This is a genomic window from Pedobacter panaciterrae (genome assembly GCF_013204795.1).
Classification (GTDB): domain Bacteria; phylum Bacteroidota; class Bacteroidia; order Sphingobacteriales; family Sphingobacteriaceae; genus Pedobacter; species Pedobacter panaciterrae.
In genome coordinates, this window is record NZ_JABMKW010000012.1 from 42,577 (window position 1) to 66,426 (window position 23,850).

General features: G+C 37.9%; 19 protein-coding genes and 1 riboswitch. Of the genes, 5 read left to right on the forward strand and 14 right to left on the reverse strand.

The genetic code is table 11. The features are described 5' to 3' along the window. Nucleotides 1–42 precede the first annotated feature (42 nt). The 5 genes from HQN86_RS07305 to metE all read right to left on the reverse strand — a co-directional run bounded on the left by HQN86_RS07305 (nt 43) and on the right by metE (nt 4,831). Entirely contained in the window at nt 43–489 is a 447-nt protein-coding gene (locus tag HQN86_RS07305; protein WP_172660371.1) for a hypothetical protein, read from the reverse strand. A gap of 153 nt (nt 490–642) precedes the next feature. Next, nucleotides 643–942, reverse strand: coding sequence for a hypothetical protein (locus HQN86_RS07310; protein ID WP_246269493.1), 300 nt, complete (start codon nt 940–942; stop codon nt 643–645). A 116-nt stretch (nt 943–1,058) separates the two neighbouring features. Continuing rightward, nucleotides 1,059–1,445: an acyl-CoA thioesterase gene (locus HQN86_RS07315; protein ID WP_172660373.1), complete on the reverse strand. Its 387-nt coding sequence runs from the start codon at nt 1,443–1,445 to the stop codon at nt 1,059–1,061. Continuing rightward, nucleotides 1,445–2,458 (reverse strand): beta-ketoacyl-ACP synthase III, encoded by a 1,014-nt coding sequence (locus HQN86_RS07320; RefSeq protein ID WP_048906078.1) that lies wholly within the window; start codon nt 2,456–2,458, stop codon nt 1,445–1,447. Before HQN86_RS07320 ends, HQN86_RS07315 begins: the two co-directional genes overlap by 1 nt. A gap of 54 nt (nt 2,459–2,512) precedes the next feature. Beyond that, nucleotides 2,513–4,831, reverse strand: a complete 2,319-nt coding sequence (metE, locus tag HQN86_RS07325; RefSeq protein ID WP_172660374.1) for a 5-methyltetrahydropteroyltriglutamate--homocysteine S-methyltransferase — start codon at nt 4,829–4,831, stop codon at nt 2,513–2,515. A 218-nt stretch (nt 4,832–5,049) separates the two neighbouring features. Continuing rightward, a riboswitch (cobalamin riboswitch) is annotated at nt 5,050–5,240 on the reverse strand. 103 nt (nt 5,241–5,343) lie between these two features. On the opposite strand from metE, the gene HQN86_RS07330 reads away from it, so the two are divergent. Both HQN86_RS07330 and HQN86_RS07335 read left to right on the forward strand, forming a co-directional pair. After that, nucleotides 5,344–5,997: an SCO family protein gene (locus HQN86_RS07330; RefSeq protein ID WP_172660375.1), complete on the forward strand. Its 654-nt coding sequence runs from the start codon at nt 5,344–5,346 to the stop codon at nt 5,995–5,997. 2 nt (nt 5,998–5,999) lie between these two features. Then, nucleotides 6,000–6,422, forward strand: coding sequence for a c-type cytochrome (locus HQN86_RS07335; protein WP_172660376.1), 423 nt, complete (start codon nt 6,000–6,002; stop codon nt 6,420–6,422). A 78-nt stretch (nt 6,423–6,500) separates the two neighbouring features. On the opposite strand, the gene HQN86_RS07340 is transcribed toward HQN86_RS07335, so the two are convergent. From HQN86_RS07340 to HQN86_RS07360, 5 genes are read right to left on the reverse strand one after another with little or no spacing between them, the layout of a single operon-like run. Then, on the reverse strand, nt 6,501–8,150 hold the full coding sequence (locus HQN86_RS07340) for a glycoside hydrolase family 32 protein (RefSeq protein ID WP_172660377.1): 1,650 nt from the start codon (nt 8,148–8,150) through the stop codon (nt 6,501–6,503). Between the two features lie 56 nt (nt 8,151–8,206). Continuing rightward, a complete protein-coding gene (locus HQN86_RS07345; RefSeq protein WP_172660378.1) occupies nt 8,207–9,925 on the reverse strand; it encodes a RagB/SusD family nutrient uptake outer membrane protein in 1,719 nt (572 codons plus the stop codon). A 17-nt stretch (nt 9,926–9,942) separates the two neighbouring features. Further along, a complete protein-coding gene (locus tag HQN86_RS07350) occupies nt 9,943–13,023 on the reverse strand; it encodes a SusC/RagA family TonB-linked outer membrane protein (RefSeq protein ID WP_172660379.1) in 3,081 nt (1,026 codons plus the stop codon). Nucleotides 13,024–13,065: 42 nt separating this feature from the next. Further along, nucleotides 13,066–13,983 carry a carbohydrate kinase family protein gene (locus HQN86_RS07355; RefSeq protein WP_172660380.1) on the reverse strand — a complete coding sequence of 306 codons (918 nt, stop codon included), beginning with the start codon at nt 13,981–13,983 and terminating at the stop codon, nt 13,066–13,068. Nucleotides 13,984–13,993: 10 nt separating this feature from the next. Further along, the gene (locus HQN86_RS07360) at nt 13,994–15,328 is read right to left on the reverse strand and encodes a sugar porter family MFS transporter (RefSeq protein ID WP_172660381.1); all 1,335 of its coding nucleotides are present in this window, start codon (nt 15,326–15,328) and stop codon (nt 13,994–13,996) included. Between the two features lie 283 nt (nt 15,329–15,611). Between HQN86_RS07360 and HQN86_RS07365 the strand changes: the two genes are divergently transcribed. After that, complete coding sequence (locus HQN86_RS07365) at nt 15,612–18,407, forward strand: substrate-binding domain-containing protein (protein ID WP_246269495.1); 2,796 nt, start codon at nt 15,612–15,614, stop codon at nt 18,405–18,407. A gap of 7 nt (nt 18,408–18,414) precedes the next feature. Here HQN86_RS07365 and HQN86_RS07370 read toward each other — a convergent pair whose 3' ends face one another. Beyond that, nucleotides 18,415–18,864, reverse strand: a complete 450-nt coding sequence (locus HQN86_RS07370; protein ID WP_172660382.1) for a GNAT family N-acetyltransferase — start codon at nt 18,862–18,864, stop codon at nt 18,415–18,417. Nucleotides 18,865–18,964: 100 nt separating this feature from the next. On the opposite strand from HQN86_RS07370, the gene HQN86_RS07375 reads away from it, so the two are divergent. After that, nucleotides 18,965–19,213 carry a hypothetical protein gene (locus HQN86_RS07375; protein ID WP_172660383.1) on the forward strand — a complete coding sequence of 83 codons (249 nt, stop codon included), beginning with the start codon at nt 18,965–18,967 and terminating at the stop codon, nt 19,211–19,213. Between the two features lie 10 nt (nt 19,214–19,223). Here the strand turns inward: HQN86_RS07375 and HQN86_RS07380 are convergent, their stop codons facing one another. The 3 genes from HQN86_RS07380 to HQN86_RS07390 all read right to left on the reverse strand — a co-directional run bounded on the left by HQN86_RS07380 (nt 19,224) and on the right by HQN86_RS07390 (nt 22,126). Beyond that, complete coding sequence (locus HQN86_RS07380; protein ID WP_172660384.1) at nt 19,224–19,676, reverse strand: hypothetical protein; 453 nt, start codon at nt 19,674–19,676, stop codon at nt 19,224–19,226. Further along, a complete protein-coding gene (locus tag HQN86_RS07385; protein WP_172660385.1) occupies nt 19,673–19,900 on the reverse strand; it encodes a hypothetical protein in 228 nt (75 codons plus the stop codon). The genes HQN86_RS07380 and HQN86_RS07385 overlap by 4 nt, the downstream gene beginning before the upstream one ends. 66 nt (nt 19,901–19,966) lie before the next feature. Next, nucleotides 19,967–22,126 carry a hypothetical protein gene (locus tag HQN86_RS07390; protein WP_172660386.1) on the reverse strand — a complete coding sequence of 720 codons (2,160 nt, stop codon included), beginning with the start codon at nt 22,124–22,126 and terminating at the stop codon, nt 19,967–19,969. Between the two features lie 122 nt (nt 22,127–22,248). On the opposite strand from HQN86_RS07390, the gene cls reads away from it, so the two are divergent. Then, the gene (gene cls / locus HQN86_RS07395; RefSeq protein WP_172660387.1) at nt 22,249–23,700 is read left to right on the forward strand and encodes a cardiolipin synthase; all 1,452 of its coding nucleotides are present in this window, start codon (nt 22,249–22,251) and stop codon (nt 23,698–23,700) included. The last annotated feature ends 150 nt before the right edge of the window (nt 23,701–23,850 follow it).

Below are 23,850 nucleotides of genomic sequence, written 5' to 3' on the forward strand. Positions count from 1 at the left end.
CAAAAAGGGCTATCATTAAGGCCCCAAAAAGCAAACTCTTCATTACTTCTTAAATTTACTCAGGTAATCATCAGACAATTTAATTTCCTGCTTATACAAGCTGTCAATAATCTCAATTTTCTTCCGCTCATCTTTAAAATACTTAACTGCTGCTTCATTTGATTTGCCAGTTACATCAGGCTCAAATTTGTGCATCCAATCATTCATCTGATCTTCAGCTTTACTTAAATCATTTACCATAGCCAACATGGCTTGTTTTTCCTTTACCGTATCAACATCAGGAAACTTAATTTTTAACCCACTAAGGTTCTTCAACAAAGTATCCAGTTTCATCTGGTTATTCACAAGTGCACTGTGATCGCCCATTACCACATCATGGAACTTCATTACTTCATCACGAACAGCTTTGTAATCTGTTTTACCGTCCTTTTGCTGCGTACATGCAGCAGCTATTAGCGCTATAAAAGCGACAAAAATTATTTTCTTCATTTTTAAATATTAAAATTCATAACTACCCTAAAGACCTCCCAATAGCACACATACCTGTACTATTTGTCTATAAATTTACCTTCTCAGAAAAGACCTCGGAATCATTGCACTCCTTCAGCGCATTTATTCCGGTCTTTGAAGAGAATGGTTGATTTAACCCTTTCCTTGTGGCGGATGAAATATAGAATTTTTAATACTTTGCGGTATCCCAGTAGAAAAAGGAATATGGAATTTGATTTCCGCTAATGAATACTGCTTAAAAACCAGAGGCTTTACAATTAACGCGTCTTGGATTTGTGTTTTCTGCGATTGTCTCTCTTGCTTTTGCTCTTTGTCTTGTGCCTGTTTTAATTTTTTCATTAAATAGCACTTACCATTACAATGCATTTGAGGTTTGTCTCTATTTTCACAGAGTTCAGCAGTAATATATTTCTGATTTACTTCAAAACCCATAAACACAAATAGATTCGAACAATTTGCACTAAGCAAACTAAACAAAAGTAATATGGTTATGGGTTTTAGTAGCATTACGCGACAAATGTAAGCATCATAAATGACGATTCATTTACCTACTTTAATATTGACGTTGGTTTTTTATTCTCGTCGATAGCTACAAACGAAAACTCCCCGGTTACTGCTCTTTCTCTATGTTCAGAATACATCTGTTCAATAAAAATCTCAACACTAACTTTAAGGCTCGTATTCCCGATATGACTTACCCTGCCCACCAGTTCCACAATTGTGCCTGCAGGAATTGGTTTCTTAAAATCTATCCTGTCACTACTTACTGTTACCATAATTTGTCTGCTAAAACGGGTAGCAGTAATAAAAGCTACCTCATCCATCATATGCATAGCAGTACCACCAAATAATGTATCGTAATGATTGGTTGTATTTGGAAAAACGGCTTTGAAAATTCTAGTCTCCGAAGCCGTAATTTTATCTTCTAATGTCATTAAATTGATTGTTTATTTCTTAGGTTACCCCATTTCAAATAAGTAGCGCCCCATGAAAAACCAGCACCAAATGCAGTTAACATCAACTTGTCGCCATACTTGAAATCATCTTTAAAGTCCCATAAACACAAAGGAATAGTTGCAGCGGTTGTGTTACCGTATCTATCTATATTAACCTTTACCTGATCTTCGGATAATCCAAGATAATCACCAACAGACTGAATAATTCTCAAATTAGCCTGATGAGGGATAAGATAATTGATCTGTGAACTCTCAAGATCGTTGGATTTTAGAACCTTGTTACAAGTATCTGTCATACCCTGAATTGCCGCTTTAAATACAACACGACCATCCTGACGCACGTAATGTAACTTATCATCAAGTGTTTGCTGAGATGCAGGGAATTTAGATCCTCCTGCGGTAACAATCAGATTTTCCTTTCCACTACCATCAGTTCTAAAATAGCTATCCATTAAACCTACAGGTTCTTCAGTTTGCTCTAATAAAACGGCTCCGGCACCATCTCCAAAAAGAATACAGGTGTTACGATCGGCATAGTTTATTATCGAACTATTTTTATCAGCACCAATAACAACTACTTTTTTACAACGACCACTTTCTATCATACTTGCCCCTAGTGTTAGTGCATATAAAAAACCACTACAAGCTGCGTTAGTATCAATACCCCATGCATTTTTTAAACCTGCCTTTTCACAAACCATACTCCCCGTTGATACCATTACGTAATCTGGTGTTGAAGTAGAGACAATTACACAATCAATTTCATCTGGATCTACATTTCCTTCTTCCATCAATCTATTCAAGGCATAAGTAGCCATGTCGGATGTAGCAATATTTGGATCATTTACTATTCTTCTCTCCTTTATCCCGGTCCTGGCAACAATCCACTCGTTATTGGTATCTACCATCTTTTCAAGGTCATGGTTACTTAAAATAGTGTCCGGAACATAACCCCCAACCGCGGTAATCACCGCATTTTTCCTTATTCTCATTTATGTTTATGTAATTCTGTAAAAAGGGGCAGGCATAAAACCTGCCCCTTTTTTTTACAAAGTTACGGCTTCTTCCACATATTCCCGCAGTACTTTTGCAGCTGCGACCATTTCTATTAAAGCTTTTTTTGTTTCATCCCAGTGGCGGGTCTTTAAACCGCAGTCAGGATTCACCCAAAGTTGGGCTGCCGGAATAACAGATTTGGCCTTTTCAAGTAGTAAAACCATCTCTTCTTTGCTCGGAACCCTTGGCGAATGGATGTCGTAAACACCCGGACCAATTTCATTTGGATATTTAAAATCAGCAAAGGCATCTAATAATTCCATCTGTGATCTTGAACACTCTATCGTAATTACATCAGCATCCATATCGGCGATGTTCTGAATGATGTCATTGAATTCAGAATAGCACATATGGGTATGAATCTGAGTTTCATCTTCGACCCCACTTGCTGAGATACGGAACGCCCTAACTGCCCAATGCAAATAATTTTGCCAATCGGCCTTACGCAATGGTAAACCTTCGCGGATAGCGGGTTCATCGATCTGTATGATCTTAATCCCTGCCTTTTCAAGATCCACAACCTCATCTCTAATTGCAAGCGCAATCTGTGTACAGGTTTCTGATCTGGGCTGATCATTTCTAACAAATGACCATTGCAAAATAGTTACCGGACCAGTAAGCATTCCCTTAACCCACTTACCACTAAGTGATTGCGCATATGCTGACCACCTAACAGTCATCGGTTGCGGTCGATGCACATCACCATAGATTACTGGTGGTTTTACACATCTGCTACCATAACTCTGCACCCATCCATTTTTAGTAAATGTAAAACCTGCAAGTTGCTCACCAAAGTATTCAACCATATCATTGCGTTCAAACTCGCCGTGTACTAAAACATCAATACCCGATTCTTCCTGAAAACGAATCGTTTCTTCAGTTTCCTTTTCAATTAACGCGTCGTATTCTGCAAGAGTTAAATCGCCCTTTTTATATTTAGCTCTCCAACTTCTTACCTCAGGTGTTTGCGGAAATGACCCTATAGTTGTTGTTGGGAACAAAGGAAGTTTTAATGCCTTATGCTGTGCTTCTTTACGAATTGCGAAAGCATTTTCCCGATTTTCATCTTTAGTAGTTATACCAGCAACTCTTTGTTTTACCGCCTGATTATGGATTAAGGAAGAAGTTTTGCGGTTTTCATTCGCATTAATATTCTCCGCCAGTTTTTCGGCTGCCGCCTCTTCTCCATTAACTAATTGTTTTAAAGTGACAATTTCATCTACCTTTTGCTTAGCAAACGAAAGCCATTGCTTAATCTCTGGGGTTAGAACAGATTCATTTGTTTCCAGTTCAAGATCACATGGTGAGTGTATAAGCGAGCAGGATGGGCTAATAATCAATCTTTTAACACCAATATTAGCTTGTGCAGTTTCAATTAAAGCCAATGAGGTTTTAAAATCATTTTTCCAAATGTTTCTACCATCAACAACGCCAACTGATAAAATTAAATTAGAAGGAATAACATCCAAAACAGGTTGTAATTGCTCCGGATTTCGCACAAGATCAATATGCAATGCAGTAACCGGTAACGATGTTGCTAATTCCTTATTGTCTTTTAAAGCTTCAAAATAGGTAGTAAGCAACGTTTTAAGATTAGGAAATTGCTTTTTTATTTCCGCATACACATATTTATAAGCTGCTTTATCTTTATCTGTTAAATCTAAAGAGAGAAAAGGCTCATCAAACTGTACCCATTCAACATGTTGCTCTTCCAGTTTCTTTAAAATATCGATATATACCGGAAGCAGATTTTTAATAAGGTCTATCCTTTCAAACCCGGCTTCCTTTTCTTTACCCAGCAAAAGGTAGGTAACCGGACCAATAATTACAGGTTTGGTTTTAATGCCTAGTCTTTTACTCTCATTATATTCATCTAATATCTTGGTCGAAAACAGTTTAAACTGCTGATCCTTTACAAATTCGGGAACAATATAATGATAGTTAGTGTCAAACCATTTGGTCATTTCCATGGCCGTAATATCCAAGTTGTCTTTCTGATAGCCTCTGGCCATTGCAAAATAAAGGTCTAATTCTGAATTGCCTTTATTTAAAATAACCTCGTGATAACGCTTAGGGATTGCCCCAACAGTTAACGAAAGATCTAATACCTGGTCATAGAATGAAAAGTCGTTACTGGGAACTAAATCAATACCCGCTTGCTTTTGTAATTCCCAATTTTGCTGACGGATGTTTCTTCCAACCTGCACCAGGTTTTGAATTGTTGTTTTGCCCGACCAATACTGCTCGCAGGCTTTTTTGAGTTCTCTGTTGCTACCAATTCGCGGATAGCCTAGATTGTTTGTTAGCATTTTTCTTGCATTTAATTGAAAAAATCAGTTAAAAGCCCTTTGCTGAACTTCGCAATGCAATAGAAATAAAGAAGATTAAGAAAGGAAAAGATGTACTCAAGATGCCGTCATCTCGCACGCAGAGAGAGACCTCCTGACATAAACAAGGGATATCTCCTACCGTCGATATGACGGACGTCAATACATCATACCTGACTTGTGCTTCAAATCGCGAAAGCATTGTCAATTCGGTGAAGGCAGGTCTCCTGACTTGTAACATTTTTACCATCCTTCCCATTCCATAACTGGAACAGTGGATACTCTAAGGGTAAAAACCTTTGTGTTACTTACAGTTGCGCGACAGTTCGTGATTTACACACGATTCCCTATTAATCTACAATTAAGTAAAACCTCTCCGGTTGATGAAGAATTAAAGTAAAGAACTTATAAGCTGCAAACTTACATTTTATTACCCACACATTACATATTAATTTTTGAGTAGTGTACCTTTGCAACATTCTAAAAGCATTATTATGAAATTTAACCGATCCATTTTATCCGCATTTTTATTTGGTAGCGTAGTGTTTCTGGCCTCCTGTCAGGATCAAAAAAAGCTTCCTATTTTAGGCCCCAGAGAAGCAGCAACAGTTAAAAATGCAGATGGATCAACCAGCGTTGATACGGTATATAAAACTATACCTGCATTTAGCTTCTTAAATCAGGACAGCACCCTTATTAACAACGATACTTTTAAAGATAAAATTTATATAGCTGATTTCTTTTTCACTTCGTGTACAACTATATGCCCTACCATGCACCGCAGCATGAAAACCATATTCGACAAATACAAAGACAATCCTGATGTGATGTTCCTTTCACACACCATCGATTTTAAATACGATCATCCATCAGTTTTAAAGAAGTATGCGCAAAAACTAGGCGTAGATGGCCCAAAATGGCAATTTGCTTATGGCTCAAAAGACAGCATCTACAAGATCGCGGAAAAGGATTATCTGGTTGCAGTAATTGAAGATAGCACAGCTAAGGAGGGATATGTACACCAGGGTTGGCTAATCTTAATTGATAAGCAAAAACGTATACGTGGAGCTTATGACGGAACTAACCCCGAGCAGGTTGCACAGCTTACCAAAGATATCCCGGTTTTACTAGCAGAAGATAAGAAGTAGTTATGCGTAAATTAATAATAAGCACATTATTTCTGATCACAATTGCTACAATGATCTATTCTTGTCAAAGCTCAGAACAGCTAAAGCAAGACATCTATTATGCAAACGGTCGTGATCTTTACATTAAACATTGCCAAAATTGCCATGGTTCAAAAGGAGAAGGATTAAATGCTTTGGCTCCGCCCCTTACAGATACCGTTTTTCTAAGGGAGAACAAACAAAAAATAGCTTGTTTTATAAAAAATGGCGCATCAGGCCCGATTACTGTAAACGGCAAAAAATACGATGGAAAAATGCCTGATTTTGCTACCCTGGCCAACATAGATATTGCTCAAATAGTTGTTTACATAACCAACACATACGGTAATAAACAAGGAATGTATACTCCAGAGCAAATAGCAGAAGATTTAAAAAACTGTAAGTAAAAGGAGGCTGTAAAATTATGCAATCGTCATTCTGAATTTATTTCAGAATGACGATTGATACACCATTTCTAAATAGAACTATTTCCAGATAGACTTAGCTGAATACACTTCCAGGTTTTTAACATCAATATTGTTCCCCCAGAAATGGAAACCCTCTTTATTATCATCAACCGGTTTTCTTTCCATTGAATAAGAGTAAGCACCACCATCAATAAACACCTCTATAGATGTTCTGTCAACATAAATATCAGCTGTTAGCTCCATGCTGGTCATATCTGCAGGTGAATAGAAAACTCCATTAATTGTATTATTGTTCATATCATAATCAATAATACGCTGACCAAATAAATTAAACCCGGCACTAGTCGCATGCGAAAGCTTAAAGGTAGTTTTAATGCGTATTTTATCAGCGCTATTGAATTCCTTAAGTTTCTGATTTGCATCATCAGATTTTAAACCAGCCCATTGGTTTGTACGTTCAAACAATTGTTCAGTCTCACTTACAGGCAAATTATACAACCTAATTCCATTTTTTGTTGAGTGAAGTTTCAGTTCTGTAGGCAATAACATCATGTTGTTAAAAGCCATACCCGGTTGCGCTACTCTTCCCCAGCCTATCTGAATACGTCTGCCGTCACTTTCAGGGATATTAGAATAGGTTTGAGCCGCATAAATAGACCCTGTTGTATATAAAAGCTTACCTGTTTCAGGAGTAAAAGCTTTTCCATCAAATGAACCAATCATATAAGTACCCGATGCACCATACATCACCCATTTGGTCTTATTTTTATCTCCATCAACTGGCAATTCAAAAAGGTCCGGACATTCCCAAAATCCGGTAACATGACTTTCAAAATTCCACTCCTTTAAGTTTTTAGAAGTATAAATAGAATGACCATCGCGCTCATTTAAAGCCATTACCCAATGTTTACCTGGTTTATACCAGAAAACCTTAGGATCGCGTGTATCTCTACTATTCCATTTCTCCTTAGAGTCTATAACTGGATTTTTTTCATATTTAGTCCAGGTACGGCCTTTGTCCAAGCTGTAAGCAACACATTGAATTTCTCTATCTGCATTGTCGGCAGTATAGAAAGCAACCATTGCAGGTATTTTTCCTTTATTAAAACCTGCAGTATTATCATAATCAATCACAGCAGATCCAGAAAACATAGTACCTAACTTATCAGGATGTAAAGCCACCGCGAGCTCTTCCCAATGTACAAGATCTTTACTCACAGCATGCCCCCACGACATATTTTCCCATTCTCTCTCATAAGGATTGTGCTGATAAAACAAGTGGTATTCACCTTCATAATATATCAATCCATTTGGATCATTAACCCACCCCCTCCTTGTAGTAAAATGAAACTGAGGGCGATTTTTCTCATGATACAAAGAATCCTGACCAGCAATCTTATCGTCCTGATAGATTTTGCTAAGTCCTGTAGCATCACCATCATAGCTTATTTTTATAGTTTTTCCTTTATAAGCAGATACGTCGCTAAAAACCCAGTACTCAGGTTCCCCTGTTGCCAATCTTATTTTAAATGAGCGTTCTTGTTTACCCGCTATTTCAAATGTCATTATTCCCCTATCCTGGCGTTGAGATATAGGTAAGTTGAGGTATTTCTTAGTGATCTTAATAGAAATATCTGCTGCAAAAATTGAGATACTGCAGTACAACATTAGCCCCGTGGTAAGTATGGCTTTTAAAATTGATTTCATCGTTTAGTTATTTAGGTTAAATTGTATGTTTATGTAATAATAATATTTTAAATCCATTACCAACCCTTATTTTGTTGGTATAAGCCTTTGCTAAAATTAACCTGATTTAATGGAATTGGAAAATACTCATCTCTTGCGGCTGTAAATTTAGCGGTAGCCAAATGGTTGGCTCTTGATTTTTCTATGTTAAAATAAGCGTTCATGGTTTGCGCCGCTACGCCCCAGCGTACCAGATCGAAGAAATGATAGCCTTCAGTTGCGAACTCAATCCTTCTTTCAAAGCGAAGCGCCTTTCTGGCATATTCCTGAGTCCATGTACAGTTTACGCCCGGCTGATATAGCTGAACATTATAGTTTGAGGTTGGATTTCCGTTAGCAAGTTTAAGAAGTGCTTTACTTTTTGATGAACGATCCCTTACCTGATTTATCAACGGGTAAGCCTCATCTTGTCTACCAAGTTCTATAAGTGCTTCAGCTTTCCAAAGAAGTACATCTGAATAACGAATAATCTCCCAGTTTTTAGAGCTCGACATAAATGGCGGAATTTTCTGAAAAGAAGCATCACCTGGCAATACCGCTTCTTTTAAACTTGCAAATGCATCATAAACTGCAGGAGCCCTTGCCCAAAATCGTTCAAATATAAAATCTGTTTTATACTTAAAAGGAGCTCCGGGTTTAGCAACAGTATGATCTAAACGAGGATCAAAAGTGCTGGTTTGAAAATCAAGTGACGCTGCAACATCAACATCGTTGTAGGTGCCAAACATTGGCAAACCATTTGCATCAGTTTTAAATGAGTTAATCAAATCATGGCTAGGTACATTAAATCCGCAGCAGCCATAATCCTGGTTCATTGGGTAATTAAGCGCGTGTCCATAGTCAAGCCGCCCCTTAGGTGTTCCATCATCTTTCGAATACTGAATAGCAAACACGGACTCTGGTCCATTTTCGGTTGAAGACAGAAAATTATTAGCAAAATCATCACTTAAATGATATCTGCCGGATGCAATTACCTCATCACATAAAGCATTAACCTCTGTTAATTTTTCAGAGCTTATGGAAGTTACTGTATTGCTTTCGTCCTGAATGTACGCCTGATATAAAAGCGCTTTAGCTAAATAAGCCTTTGCAGTAAATTTATTTGGCCGGCCTTTGTCACTTTGATCTGGTGGAAGCACAGCGGCTGCATCTTTAAAATCTGATGCAATCTTGTCCCACAACTCTTCATTACTTAATGCCCTGTTAGAAACTGTTGGATAATCCTCTTTTACAAGTGTTTCATCAATAAATGGTACATATTTAAAAAGGATTTTAAGCAGGAAGTAGTAATGGCCTCTCAGGAACTTTAGTTCTCCTTGTCTTTCTGCTTTTTTAGGATAATCCGCATCAGACAAAGCATTTACTCTTTTTAAGGCGTCATTAACCCTTCCAACACCTACATAAAGCCTAAACCACAACTGATCCAACAAACCATTATCTACCCTATTTGTAACAAAGGTTTCAAAAAGATGGAATTCAGACAAATCCCCGGGTCCATCTCCTCCTTTATAAGTATCTCCACCTCTAACGCTACCGTATGGCCACATGCTTGAATAAGGTGAGGTATAATGGTCGTTTCCTAAAGATGAGTAAGCTGCAATTACCATCTTGTCAACATTTTCGGGAGTATTCAGTTCTTCACCAGAAGCAACTCCCTGTGCTGGTTCGTCAAGTACCTTTTTACAAGACGTAAGAAGGACACCAAGAACCGCTAGTGTATATAATAATCTTTTCATGTTCTGTTATTTTTAGGTTACAATGTAATGTTCAGGCCAATAGTTCCTATTACAGGTACTGGAAATCCATAATTGGGAGTTTCCGGATCGGTACCTGTAAACGACTTACTCTTGATCGTAAATAAATTACTTCCCTGTATGAATACGCGGGCATTCTGAATTTTCGATTTAAACACACGCTTAAGGTTATAGCCAAGCTGTAAGTTTCTTAGTTTTACGTAAGAACCATCTTCAATAAAATAGGTTGATGACCTGCCCTCGTTATTATTATCAATTAAGGTAAGTGCAGGAATGGTTGAGGATTGGTTAGACGGAGTCCATGCATCAAGAGTTCTCTGGCCCCAGTTTGTCCCTGTCCACAAGGATGAAAAATCAGTATAAGTTTTAAATTCATTTGTTACCTTGATGCTAATTGCCTGCACAAAGAAGCTAAGATCAAAGTCTTTGTATGTAAAGGAAGCGTTTAAACCATAAGTAAATTTAGGGCTGGCATTACCAATAAAATCTCTGTCCTTATCATCTATAACATTATCTCCGTTTAAATCTTTATACCTGATCCGGCCAATTCCTTTTCCAGGTTGAGCTGCCGAAGAATTTACTTCGTCTGCATTTTGAAACAAGCCATCGGCGATATACCCAAAAAATGAATTAATTGGTCTGTTCAAAACAGTTTTATCGGTTCCATTGCCCGGGTAAGAAGCTAAAACATCCTCTGGCAAATAAGTAACTTCGTTTCGGTACAATGAAAAGTTACCCGTCAGATTCATTGAAAAATCATCAGAAAATTTGTTATCGTAAGACAGTAAGGCATCAAATCCTTTGTTACGCATCGAAGCCCCATTGATGTATTTACTACCCCCATCACCCAAAACAGCCAGATAAGCAGGTTTAATTAAAATATCGGAGGTATTTTTAATAAAATAGTCAAATGAACCTGTGATTTTGTTGTTTAGCAAGCCAAAATCCAAACCGAAATTAGATTCCTGTAAAGATTCCCATTTCAGGGCATTGTTCCCCCTTTGTATTGAAGTAAAACCTGATGGCAATTGTCCGGAACCACTGCCTGTAATATCATAAGCACTTCCTGCATCAAAATCCCATGTCGGATCCATACCATAAATAGCGGCATATAGCGCTCTGTTAGCATTATTCGGAATTTCCTGATTACCCGATTTACCCCAGCCATATCTAAGTTTTAAATCAGAAATAAATGGAAGTTTTTTCATAAACTCTTCCTCGCTAACGCGCCATCCTGCAGAAAATGCAGGAAATGTACCATAACGGTTATCTTGTCCGAAACGCGAAGAACCATCTCTCCTTATTGTAGCTGAAACAATATATCTGTCATTAAAAACATAATTTACTTTTCCAAAATAAGAGAGCAGCGCATTTCCGGATCCTATTCCCTCATTTAAGGTATTGCCTGTTGCAGCACCCAGATAAGCGTAATCTATAGTTTCTAAGGCTAGCCCCTGTCTGCTGGCAAGGAATGATTGATTGATGTTTTTAATCTGCTCATGACCAAGCAAAAATTCCACCTGATGTTTATTACTGGTTAGTTTGTAGTTCAGCGTGTTTTGCCAAACTATGTTACCATCGTAATTTTGTGAATTAGTGACCTGATTAGACGGATCTGCTAAAAACCCGGAGATGTATGATTTACGCAATGTCCTTTGGTAAGTTCCATTATAATCTACCCCCAGGCTTGTACGTAAGTTTAATCCAGGAATAATACTATAATCAGCATATACATTTCCCATAATACGATAGAAACTGCTTGAATTTTGCCTGTTATCTTCTATCAATCTCACCGGGTTTTGCCTGTCGGTCATACCCGAGGCAGGCCCACCCCACCCACCATCTATGGTGTGTATCGGCACAATTGGTTGCTGTACAAGCGATGTAAACAGAATATCACTCACCGGGGTAAGTGCATTTTTAATGTAGCTGGCAGTAAGATTTTCTCCTATTTTAAGCTTGGAATTTAAAAAATTAAAGTCGGTGTTTAGCCTAGCAGTAAACTTGTCGTTTTTAGAAGACTTTACAATTCCCTTGTTTTGGTAATAGCCTAAAGAAAACATGGTATTTCCTTTTTCGTTGCCATTGCTCAAGGCAACATCATACGATTGAATAATTGAATTTTGTGAGATGGCATCAAACCAATCTGTATTGGCAGGTCTCATGGTCTTAGCATTATCAATAAACTCAGGATAAATAACTTTATTTAAAACTGGGTTATTCACATCATTATTCCAGTCAAACTGATAGATCTGATGTTTATTCGGATCCGCTTTATCATTAACGGCTGCCTGCCAGTAAGCCCTGCCTCTGCCTTCTGCATCCAGGGTTTTTAATTTGGTAGCGTAATTCTGAATAGAAGCAGAAACATTTACGTCAATTTTTGAATATCCTGCCCTGGCTTTCTTAGTAGTGATAATGATTACCCCGTTCGCAGCTCTTGAACCGTAAATTGTAGATGAAGAAGCGTCTTTTAAAACCTGAATAGATTCAATATCATTAGGATTTAATTCCTGCAAACCTCTCTTCGATGGCACACCATCTATTACATAAAGTGGATCATTATTACCTAAGGTTCCGATGCCTCTAATCCTCACAGTAGCACCGCCTGATGGAGAACCATCTGTAGTGATAAAAACACCCGGCACACGTCCCTGAAGAGACTTAACAGGATTCCCGACTGGTATATCTTTAATACCTTTCACGTCTACTACATTTACTGCCCCGGTAATGTCCTTCTTACGTTCTTTCTGATATCCGGTTACTACTACCTGATTCAAACTGGTACTTGCAACATTTAGTTTGATCTGAATATTTTGTGAGTCGGCAGTAATAGTGTAGCTATATGGATCTGCGCCCATATAAATAAACTTTATGACTTGTCCATTCTCTGCGCTGATCTTGAAATTCCCGTTCTGATCAGTAAGAACCGTAGTTTTAGTGCCTGGAATTGCTACTGTCACCGCCTCCAAAGGCACTGATTCTCCATCAGTTACCTTTCCGCTAATGACTCTGGTTTGCCCAAAGCTCGCGCTTATCGCTATGAGCAGCAAGCTGCATAGCAAGAAAAATTTTCTCATGATTTATTTGGTTATGGTTTAAATATTTGGTTGTTGTTTAGGTTATTTCTGTTTAAATATTTGATCTCTGAACTGAATGTACTCGGCAATATCATACTGAGGACAGCCTCCTTTTTTGGTTGCAATAAACCCGCCCATGGCTATCGCTTTCATTAATATATCTTTAGGTTGATCTTTAAGGTAATGACTGGCAATAAAAGCAGCCAGAAAAGAATCGCCACTACCAATCGTATCCGTTACTTTTATCTCGTTGCCCCAAATATGATGTGCTTCATCATTCTTGTAATACGAAGCGCCAAACTCTCCTTTAGTAACAACGATTTCGGGGACATTAAAACGGTTTTGGATAAACTTAACCATCTGTGGTTCTCCCTCAAATGAACCGCTAAACATAGTCTGCACCATACTCAACTCTGCCTCATTAAACTTCACAATGTCTGCTTTAGTTAATAGAATTTCTAACAATGAATGATTAATAAAAGGCGGACGAATATTGATATCAAAAACTTTTATTGCATCAGTATCCAACAATTCGATAAGAGTATTTCTGGAGGTATCATTTCTGGAAGCCAGGCTACCATAAACGAAATATTTTGCTGGCTTTATTTGTTCCTTTAACTCATTTGCTTCATTAATAAAATCCCAGGCAACCGGAAAAACAATCTCATAAGTCACCTCATTCCCATTGTTCATTCTGGCAAGCACTTCACTGGTAGCGTGCTCTTTGTCGGTTTGCAGGAAGCTCCTGTTGATCCCCCAATTGCCCATCAGTTCTTCCAGCTTATGCCCATTGTTGTCATCACCAATTCTGCTAATCAAACCAGATGCTACACCTAATTTATTGAGGTGATAAGCAACATTTAAAGGTGCGCCACCCGGCTGAGGACCATCAGGCAAAACGTCCCAAAGTATTTCTCCATAGCACACTGCTTCTGCCGTTAAAGATATTTCTTGTTTCATAGTTTAAAATTTAATGTAAAACAATATTGTCGCCGATGCTCTCCAATGATTTTCCTTTTGTCTCAGGCATAAAGCGCCATACAAATAACAATTGTAAAACCATCATGGTGCCGAAAAAGCTAAAAGTTACCGCACCTCCAAAAGTTTCGGCAAAATAAGGGAAGTAAAAAGCAACCAGAGCGGCCATTACCCAGTGCGTAGAGCTGCCCAAGGTTTGCCCTTTTGCCCTCACCTGATTTGGGAAGATTTCTGAAATAAACACCCAAATAACCGCTCCCTGAGAAAATGCAAAAAAAGCAATAAACACCATCATATAGATGGGAATAGCCATACCACTAAAGCGCTCGGTATAAAATGTAAAGGCCACTAAAAATAAGGAAGCGATAAGGCCAAAAGACCCGATTAACATCAATACACGGCGACCAACTTTATCTATAAAATTTAATGCTAATAAGGTAAATGCAAAATTAATCAGCCCAATTCCAACTGTTGATAACAGCGAGGAATGTGCACCAAGTCCGGCCATTTCAAAAATCCTGGGCGCATAATAGATAATTGCATTAATACCCGACACCTGATTAAAAAACGCAAACAGCACGGCAAATATCACAGGTTTCGAATACTGACCAGAGAACAAACTTTCCTTGTTTTTTGAAGATTCTCCCAATTTCTTTTCTGATCCCTTAATTGCCGCTAACTCAGCCTCACAGTTCAGCGGGTTAATGATCCTTAATATTTCCAGTGCCTTTTCAGTAGCTCCTTTTTTAAGGATAAGCCAACGTGGACTTTCGGGAATAAACTTAATTAGGATCAGGAAAACTAAAGATGGTACAGCTTGCACACCCAACATCCAGCGCCACGATGATTCTCCACCCTGGCTAATCAGGTAATTTGAAAGGTAAGAGATCAGAATTCCAAGTACTACGTTAAACTGGAACAATCCTACCAAACGGCCACGTCTGTCGGCCGGCGAAATTTCTGATATATAAATTGGAGCCGTTACTGAGGATGTGCCGACTCCCAAACCTCCGATAAATCTGAATACAAGAAAAACATACCAGTTATCTGCCAATGCAGTTCCTAATGATGACAACAAGTAAACTACTGCAACAAAATACAAAGTGTTTTTGCGGCCGAACTTATCAGATGGTCTGGAGCCAAGTAATGAGCCTATCACAGTACCTATTAAGGCTATTGAAATGGTTAACCCATGTTCAAATACAGAAAGATTCCAATATTGTTGAATTGATTTCTCGGCTCCTGATATCACTGCGGTATCAAAGCCAAAAAGAAACCCGCCTAATGCTACTACTACCGACCAGGCAAGCACTGAATTTTTTTTCATGAAGTTCGATTTATAAATGGTTAATGATTGCAAATTAGAGGTAAATCAGAAGCAGGTGTTATGATTCTTACATCAAATTCTTTAAAAAATCAAACACAAACAAAACCACTGATAATCAAACGATTAAAAACAAACAAAGGAAGTAATTTCCCCTACATTAAATCTGGTTACATAATTCTTTAACTCTCGTTACACTGCTTATTGCAGCTGCATGTTCGAAATTTTTAAATGAGCTATATAATTTATAGCTTTAATGATTAGTACTTAGTTACCAACCAAATAAATGAGCAATTCAGTCGATTTTAAAAGTCTTTTTAAGTACCAGATTACAATGCTGATCGTAGTTGTATTTGGGCTGATATTACCTTTAATAGGATGCTCAGATAAAAAGGAAACGCCTGAGTATAAAATTGGCTTTTCGCAATGTGTTGGATCTGACTTGTGGCGAAAAACAATGCTGGATGAGATGAAAACCGAGCTTTCGCTACGTCCTGGAACTAAATTAAGTTATGCCGATGCCAATAACAGCAGCAGCAAGCAGATAGACCAGGTAAAACAAATGATTGAAGAGGGTATTGATTTACTTATTATTTCTCCAAACGAAGCCCTTCCATTAACTAAAATCGTTGAAGAGACCTATAACAAGGGAATTCCAGTAATCGTTATCGATCGTAAAACTTCATCGCCACTTTATACTGCTTATGTTGGTGCAGAGAATTATCAGGTTGGTAAAATTGCCGGCGAATATCTGGCAAACAGTCTAAAAGGTTCAGGAAATGTTGTAGAGGTAATGGGACTGCCCGGCTCCTCTCCTGCTATTGAGCGTGACAGGGGATTTATGGACGCACTTAAAAAGCATCCTCAAATTAAAGTAAATGGGCAGTTTTATGGCGACTGGCTTGGTGAAAACACAGAGGTTCAACTACTTAAAAACAAGGATAAACTTAAAAATGTTGATGCCATATTTGCGCATAATGATGTAATGGCAACAAGCACCCGCAGGGTACTTCAAAAGCTTAATCTGAATAAACGCATACAAGTTGTTGGTGTTGATGCCTTGCCCGGCAATGGCGGTGGGCTAAACCTGGTGAGTAACAAAACGCTTACTGCCAGTGTACTTTACCCTACCGGAGGTAAAGAAGCTATCAATATAGCCATGAGGATCCTGAACAGAGAATCATTCTCTAAAGAGAATATTCTGCAAACTGTGGTTATCGATAGCAGCAATGTACAATTAATGAAGCTTCAATGGGCAAGAATAAGCAGTCAGCAAAATGATATTGAACGGCAACAGACTTTACTGGCAGACCAATTCAAGGTATACAATAGCCAAAGATTGGTATTGAATTTCATTGTGATTACCCTTGTATTAGCGGTTGTGTTCGGGGGATTAGCCTTTCACGCCTTACTGGAAAATAGAAAAATCAATAAAAGTTTGGAGCTAAAGAATGCTGAGATCTTAAACCAACGCAATCAGTTGATTGAAATGTCGGAAAAAGCTCAGGCCGCAACCGAAGCTAAACTTAATTTTTTTACCAATATATCTCACGAATTCAGAACACCTCTAACACTGATCTTATCACCTCTGGAAGATCTGCTTAAAAATGAACGGATAAAAGCATCCGCAGGTAATAATCTTAAGCTAATTAATAAAAACGTATATAGGCTACTTCGGTTAGTAAATCAATTGATGGACTACCGGAAAATTGAGCATAAAAAATTCAAGCTGCATGCCACTGCCAATAACATAATAGATTTTATAAAAGAAATCCTGGATAGCTTTAAACACAGTGCTGAAAAACGAAATATAGACTTGAGACTAGTGATTAAAGAAAGTCCGGGAGTAGTTTGGTTTGATGTAAACATCCTTGATAAAGTGATATTTAACCTACTAAGCAATGCTTTAAAATTTACCAGCGATAACGGGAGAATATACATTACAATAAGCAAAACTGAAGATACTGTTCATATTGATGTAGAAGATAATGGAGTGGGAATGACTGACATAGAGCTTAAACATATTTTTGATCAGTTCTATCAATCGGATGTAAATTACAGTAGAGGTTCGGGTTTAGGGTTATCTCTTTCAAAAGAATTGATTCTTTTACACAAAGGCGATATCTCTGTAAACAGCCAAAAGTGGCAGGGAACAACATTTAGAATAGCACTTCCATTAGGAGACACTCACCTTACTGCCGAAGAAAAAGTTGCACAGGAACAGCAAAGTGCAAAACTTTATGATCAGATAAAAATATACACTACAGAACATGATCATGCGGCCATCAAAGAAAAAGATCGTTCATTTGAGCACATTAAAGATCAATCCATATTAATTATTGAGGACAATCAGGATCTCCTGGATTATTTAACGGATAAATTTGAGGGAACCTATGAAATATTTACAGCATCTACAGGTACGAATGGATTGGCAGAAGCATACGAAAAAATTCCAGACCTGATCATTACTGATGTTGTTGTGCCAGGTATATCCGGAAAAAACCTGACTCAGCAACTCAAATCTGATATTCGTACCTCACACATTCCAATTATATTATTAACTGCGCAAGGCAGCATAGAGCAGCAAGTAAATGGTATACAGAGCATGGCAGATGTGTATATCACGAAACCATTTAACTTCGAATACTTGCAAGCAAATGTAGAAAATCTGATCAAAAACCGGGTTATTTTAAAAGAGCATTATACAAGCGACATCTCCTCATCGGGCGTTAAAAGAACAATTACGAATGTGATTGACAAAAAGTTTCTAAATGACTTTGCCGGCATTGTAGAACACAACCTAGGCAATGAGCATTTCAGCGTTGATGACATCAGCAAAGCAATAGGCATATCCAGAGTTCAGCTGTACCGTAAAATTAAAGCATTATTAAACTGTAGTATAACAGATTACATTCTGAACAGGCGACTTAAAAAAGCTAAGTACTATTTAAACAACGAAGAGTATTCCATTTCCGAAATCACTTATATGGTTGGTATATCCTCACCTACTTATTTCTCCACCATTTTTAAGAACAAATACGGAATGACCCCTACTGAATATAAAAAGACCCGACTCCAATAGTAAGCGGTTAGCCTTGTTTTTGAAAACAAACACTGTTTTCTACACCCTGGTACTGGCCATAGTTAGGTATAATTTCATATCCCATATTTTTATATAATGAAATAGCTTCAGGTTGCTTTAATCCCGTTTCCAGAACAAAACTATCATACCCTATTTCAACTGCCCACAACTCAAGTTCTGATAAAATCTGCCTCGCAATCCTCTTGCCTCTGGAATCTTCGTTTACATACATTCTTTTTATCTCTACTGCATTGGCTTCAAATGGCTTAAAAGCACCACAGCCAACCGGCTTACCATTATCATAAGCAATTACAACATTTTTGATATTTACTATTTTGTTATACTGAGAATAAAACGCATGATCATCGCCATCGCGGATGGCTAGTTCTTTATCGAGTAGCAGTACTAATGACTTGAAATCTGGATTATCAGAAGTGGTTCGGGTTAATGAAATCATTATAAACAGGTTAAGCAACAAAATTAATGCAAAAACAGCTATTTTTCAGGAACAATCTTTTGTTTGGTTTGTTAAAGGGGGTACATTAAACCAAAATAGTATGGAACAGTTTAGAATTGAAGTTGCTGATAATAAGCCCTTCGGTCGCTTTTTAAACATAAAAGCGATCAAAAACAAACAATATCAGATCTATGATGACCGTCAGGAAAGAATTGGAACAATTGAAATTGATAAAGAGGATCGCAGGCATTGCAGACAAAGTTTGGACTGCAAAGTAGACCTGACTTTACTGAATTCAATTAGAGATAGCATCCTCCTTCACGAAGAACAGGAATTGGCAATAAAGTAAACGCTGTCTCTTAATGATTCGACTTCACCGCATTCTTCAGGTGCATAATCTCATCGAACTCTACTTTTGCCACTGGATAGCCTTTCAAACTCCGCTGCACCTCATATACTTTATTACGTTGTTCACTAAGAGCTGGCAATTTCCCATAACTTTTCAAGTAAAAATTACAATTTTCCCTTAGCATTTCCAGCTCTTCAAACTTCTTCATATTGGTATAAAATGCCGGATCTTTAACCCCAGGCAATAAGGCTTTTTGTGCTAAAATCCTCCAATACAAAATAGCAGGGGTTATTTTCCTTGCTATTTTTTGTGCCTGCTCCAATTTGATTAATGTAGCCTCATATTCGCCTGCATGATAGCTTTTTTTAACCTCCTTCATTATAGAGTTTACAGATGCTACCTGCCCCCTGCCAACAATTGCGCTGCAGATAAGGACAACAAGTAGAATTAAAACTTTCATCATTTACCTTCCTTTTTCGGCGCTATTCCCTTTTCAGGCTCTAAAGTATAAGATGCTTCCGAAGCCTTAGAGGCTTGCTCGAACAATTCTATTTCCGGCTGTTCTACTTTCTCTTCTTCAAAGGTATCATCCAAACCATTTGAATGAATGTCTTTTTGACTTTGCTGATCCTCTGCTTCTGAATTTTCAGAATCATCAAGAGGTATGTTGTTTTCTGGTGTGATCATGATTTTTTTATTTTAACAACAATGCTTATCGCAGGTTGTTTGAAATATTCGCGCGTTAGTTGCAAATTACCAGGTAAGGTTTACTTTTATCCCATCCGGACTATTATTAAAACCCAGATAAAGGGTATTTGAGCTTTCATCCCATGAAGTATTTACATCGGCTATTTCCTCACCATTATTGCTTAAAACAGCACACTTTACAGGCTTAGCGGGAAGTAAAACACGAATACTGTTTACCGTTTTTGCAGGGCTTTTACATATAAATGAATATGCTCTTCCATTCCTTACTTCATCATATATCCTTGATGCTGTAGCTAAAACCATAGGCTTAGTTTTATCTTTTACACGCAGTATATTGTATAAAAGGGCTTGTTCCCCAGGTTTAATCACCTTCTCTGAAAGTACAGGAAGATTTGGATCAAAAAGATCTATAACAGGACCTTTAATTTTATATGGCTCATTACTTAAAGATTCGTCCATTACGGAAACAATATCATACGGACCTCTTTGCAAGTAAAGATTGTTTTTAAAGGATAGCTCTCCTGCTTTTGCATCAAATTCATAAGCATGTTTAACAAGGTCCAGATAAGTATTTGCCGAATTGGCATTTAACACAAACTCTTTAGGATTTTGTTTAATCAAATAAACTGCCCCTTTACCTACCGATACCTTTTTATTCTTAATCGGCTTTACATTCATTAAGCTAAACAAATGATCTGAAGGGACTTTAAATTGATTGCCCTTCGTATTCCACCATTCCATAACTGATTGATAAGGATCATCATCGCGTCCACAATAGAACAGAACACCACCACCTTTAACCCAATCTGCAATGTACTTATGTACCTCAGCCGAAACAGGCTTCATGTTTGAGTAACTAACTATTAATACCTTTATGTCTTTAAGCGTCCCCTTAAAAGAAAGATTCTCCATGTGCACTGTTTGTACAGGTACTCCTTTTTTTAGCAATGGCAATGTTTGGCCATAAAAGTTAGAAAACTGTGGATCTTCATATCCCTTATGATCAGGAAAGCGTTGGAACATTAGACTATTGCCCATCAAAACACCAATACCATTTTTGCCTGTAACCTTATTTTCTGACAGTGGCATATCATTTAACGCATTAACCATCACCTGCATCTGAGTAGAATAATACTTAGGAATTAACACCGCCTCTTTGCTGTTCGCCAACTTGTAAGGTCTGGTATAAATACGTTCCGGCCATGGCATTACTTCATAGTTATTAACCATTGGATACAACAACTTAGCTGTAAATGTGGCCTGATAATTAAGCTTATAATCACTCCAATCGCGTGGCCAATCTTCAATAGGATCTGTAAGGAAGAACATTTTTCTACCAGTAGGTGCCGTCATAGAAACCATAGAACCATATTCAAGAAAGGCATTTTCAAATACCCGTTCTTTCCTCTGTCCATCAAAATATGTTGGCTCACGGGATGTCCCTGTCCACACCTGGGCAATGTATCCATCAATCCCTGGCAAAGAAGCCAAACTCGCCTCCGGACTAACTATTTGCCATGACGAATAGTTAACCAGTGAATGCGTGGCGATGTAAACTTTTATAGCTAACCCTTTCGTTTTACCATACGATTTGGCATACGAGGAAACATCCTTAATTGCCTCATAATACAAATGGTACTTTAGTTTGTTTGATAAATAGGTATTCTCTGCCGACTCATGTTGTGGCCTCCAGTCAAAACCATAGTACTTTTTCCACTCTTGTTTAAACACCTCGCTATATCCTGCTCTTGCCCAAAATTCCGGTTCCTCCAAATAAATGGAAGTTATGCCGGCGTCAATTACCTTTTTAATGATAGCCGTTTTCATATATTCAAGAAAAGACTGTACGGGCACTATGTAGGGCACACCTCCCCCATGCCAAATCACATTTCCATTTCTTTCTACCTGGCCAATATCCTGATGGTTTTTACCATCCCATTTACCTAAAAAATAGTCCTGATACTCCCCCCATGCTATCCCTGTCATAAAGTGTGTTTGGTAGCCATGGTCTCTCCATGAGTTTACGCGCTCCTGAAACGTCATACCCTGCCTGTCATTTGCCCCGTAAACAATTGCAATATCAGACCGTACATCTATTTCGGGTTTCCAGGCACTACCTGTCTGAAATGCAGTTTTTTCTAATTGCGCACTGGCATGCATGGCAATAGAAAAAGAAAATAACGCCAAAAGAGTTAATGTTTTCATTATTTGGTTCTTAGGTTTGGTTCTTGTGTGTTGTTACCGTAAATATAATTTATTCATCTATTTATTGGTCAGGAATTATTAACTTACTACATATCTATTCGTTTTAACTGCTTATCACTATTATGGACTGGCTGCTGATTTCAGAAATCATTTACGTTGTTCTTTTAATCTTTGTTTGTCTGCGCATTATATACGATACCAGAAGCACAACCAAAAGCCTCGCATATTTGTTGTTTGCCATATTTGTCCCTTTTTTTGGGATGCTCTTCTATTTCTTTTTCGGCATCAATTACCGACACAGAAAAATGTATAGCAAAAAACTTTATGGCAACGATGATCTGGCAAATAAATTCAGGCACGACATACTTCAGTATTCAGAGCTCACTTTTAAGGAAAATGGCAATGCTGTTCTTGGCAACAAGGAATTGGCATTTATGATATTAAAGGATTCTATGAGTCCATTAACTTCAAAAAATGCTTTAAAACTACTGATCAATGGTGAGCAAAAATTTCCGGAAGTATTAAATGCAATTAAAAGTGCAAAACACCATATCCATATTGAATACTATATCTATGAGGATGATGAAATAGGCCACGCAATTGAACAAGCTTTGATTGAAAAAGCGAAGGAAGGGGTTACAGTTCGTTTTATTTATGATGATTTCGGAAGCCGCAGCATCCGCAAAAAGCTAGTTCCAAGATTGGTAGAGAACGGTGTAGAAGCCTTTCCTTTCTTAAAAGTGCATTTTATGCTTTTTGCCAACCGTCTCAATTACCGGAACCACCGTAAAATAATTGTAATTGATGGCGTTACTGCTTTCGTAGGTGGCATAAATGTTAGCGACCGATATATTAACAATGGATCAGAGAAACTTTATTGGCGTGATACACATCTCCGAATTGATGGTCCGGGAGCACAATATCTGCAATACCTATTCTTATGCGACTGGAATTTCTGTGCAGATGAATTGCTTCAGCCCAATACAGATTTTTTTCCTCCCAAGCCTCTGCAAACAGTAAACGACAATAAAGTTGTTCAGATTGCGGCCAGTGGCCCCGACTCCGAATCACCAACCATCTTGTTCTCTATCATTCAGGCCATCAATCTTGCAACCAGCGAAATACTCATAACAAGCCCTTACTTTATTCCTGGCGAAAGCTTATTGGATGCATTGATTATTGCCTCTCTAAGTGGAATCTCTGTTAAACTTTTAGTACCAGGAGTATCAGATTCTATACTTGTAAACTCTGCCGCCAGATCCTATTATAGTGAGCTACTAAGTGCCGGTGTAGAAATATATCAATATCAGAAAGGTTTTGTACATGCAAAAACAATGGTTACAGATAAAAAGATAGCTATGGTTGGTACTGCTAATATGGATTTCAGAAGCTTCGATCTTAACTTTGAAGTAAATGCAATTGTTTACGATACTCCAATTGCCACGGAATTAAGCGATATTTTTTACCGGGATTTGAAAGATGCATTAAAAATTAATCCTGTTTATTGGAATTCACGCCCTGTGTACAAGAAATTATTGGAAAAAGCAGCTAGATTGCTCTCCCCATTGCTTTAGAAATTTCATGATGGCTTATATCTGGTTCTGTCCTGCCTCTGTAGTGCTTCTGCATCCTCTTGTATATTACTTCGATTCCTCTTCAGTTAATCTTAAGTTCATGTTCGTTCTAAGGTTAAGATTAACATAAGAAAGTCTGGCTTTGGTGTT

Excerpts from the sequence above, each read along its gene's own strand:
- HQN86_RS07370 (WP_172660382.1), bottom strand. The coding sequence starts at position 18,864 with ATGATTTCATTAACCCGAACCACTTCTGATAATCCAGATTTCAAGTCA.
- HQN86_RS07365 (WP_246269495.1), top strand. The coding sequence starts at position 15,612 with ATGAGCAATTCAGTCGATTTTAAAAGTCTTTTTAAGTACCAGATTACA.
- HQN86_RS07330 (WP_172660375.1), top strand. The coding sequence starts at position 5,344 with ATGAAATTTAACCGATCCATTTTATCCGCATTTTTATTTGGTAGCGTA.
- HQN86_RS07345 (WP_172660378.1), bottom strand. The coding sequence starts at position 9,925 with ATGAAAAGATTATTATATACACTAGCGGTTCTTGGTGTCCTTCTTACG.
- HQN86_RS07310 (WP_246269493.1), bottom strand. The coding sequence starts at position 942 with ATGGGTTTTGAAGTAAATCAGAAATATATTACTGCTGAACTCTGTGAA.
- HQN86_RS07390 (WP_172660386.1), bottom strand. The coding sequence starts at position 22,126 with ATGAAAACATTAACTCTTTTGGCGTTATTTTCTTTTTCTATTGCCATG.
- metE (WP_172660374.1), bottom strand. The coding sequence starts at position 4,831 with ATGCTAACAAACAATCTAGGCTATCCGCGAATTGGTAGCAACAGAGAA.
- HQN86_RS07320 (WP_048906078.1), bottom strand. The coding sequence starts at position 2,458 with ATGAGAATAAGGAAAAATGCGGTGATTACCGCGGTTGGGGGTTATGTT.
- HQN86_RS07375 (WP_172660383.1), top strand. The coding sequence starts at position 18,965 with ATGGAACAGTTTAGAATTGAAGTTGCTGATAATAAGCCCTTCGGTCGC.
- HQN86_RS07350 (WP_172660379.1), bottom strand. The coding sequence starts at position 13,023 with ATGAGAAAATTTTTCTTGCTATGCAGCTTGCTGCTCATAGCGATAAGC.
- HQN86_RS07355 (WP_172660380.1), bottom strand. The coding sequence starts at position 13,983 with ATGAAACAAGAAATATCTTTAACGGCAGAAGCAGTGTGCTATGGAGAA.
- HQN86_RS07335 (WP_172660376.1), top strand. The coding sequence starts at position 6,000 with ATGCGTAAATTAATAATAAGCACATTATTTCTGATCACAATTGCTACA.
- HQN86_RS07340 (WP_172660377.1), bottom strand. The coding sequence starts at position 8,150 with ATGAAATCAATTTTAAAAGCCATACTTACCACGGGGCTAATGTTGTAC.
- HQN86_RS07385 (WP_172660385.1), bottom strand. The coding sequence starts at position 19,900 with ATGATCACACCAGAAAACAACATACCTCTTGATGATTCTGAAAATTCA.
- cls (WP_172660387.1), top strand. The coding sequence starts at position 22,249 with ATGGACTGGCTGCTGATTTCAGAAATCATTTACGTTGTTCTTTTAATC.
- HQN86_RS07305 (WP_172660371.1), bottom strand. The coding sequence starts at position 489 with ATGAAGAAAATAATTTTTGTCGCTTTTATAGCGCTAATAGCTGCTGCA.
- HQN86_RS07315 (WP_172660373.1), bottom strand. The coding sequence starts at position 1,445 with ATGACATTAGAAGATAAAATTACGGCTTCGGAGACTAGAATTTTCAAA.
- HQN86_RS07360 (WP_172660381.1), bottom strand. The coding sequence starts at position 15,328 with ATGAAAAAAAATTCAGTGCTTGCCTGGTCGGTAGTAGTAGCATTAGGC.
- HQN86_RS07380 (WP_172660384.1), bottom strand. The coding sequence starts at position 19,676 with ATGATGAAAGTTTTAATTCTACTTGTTGTCCTTATCTGCAGCGCAATT.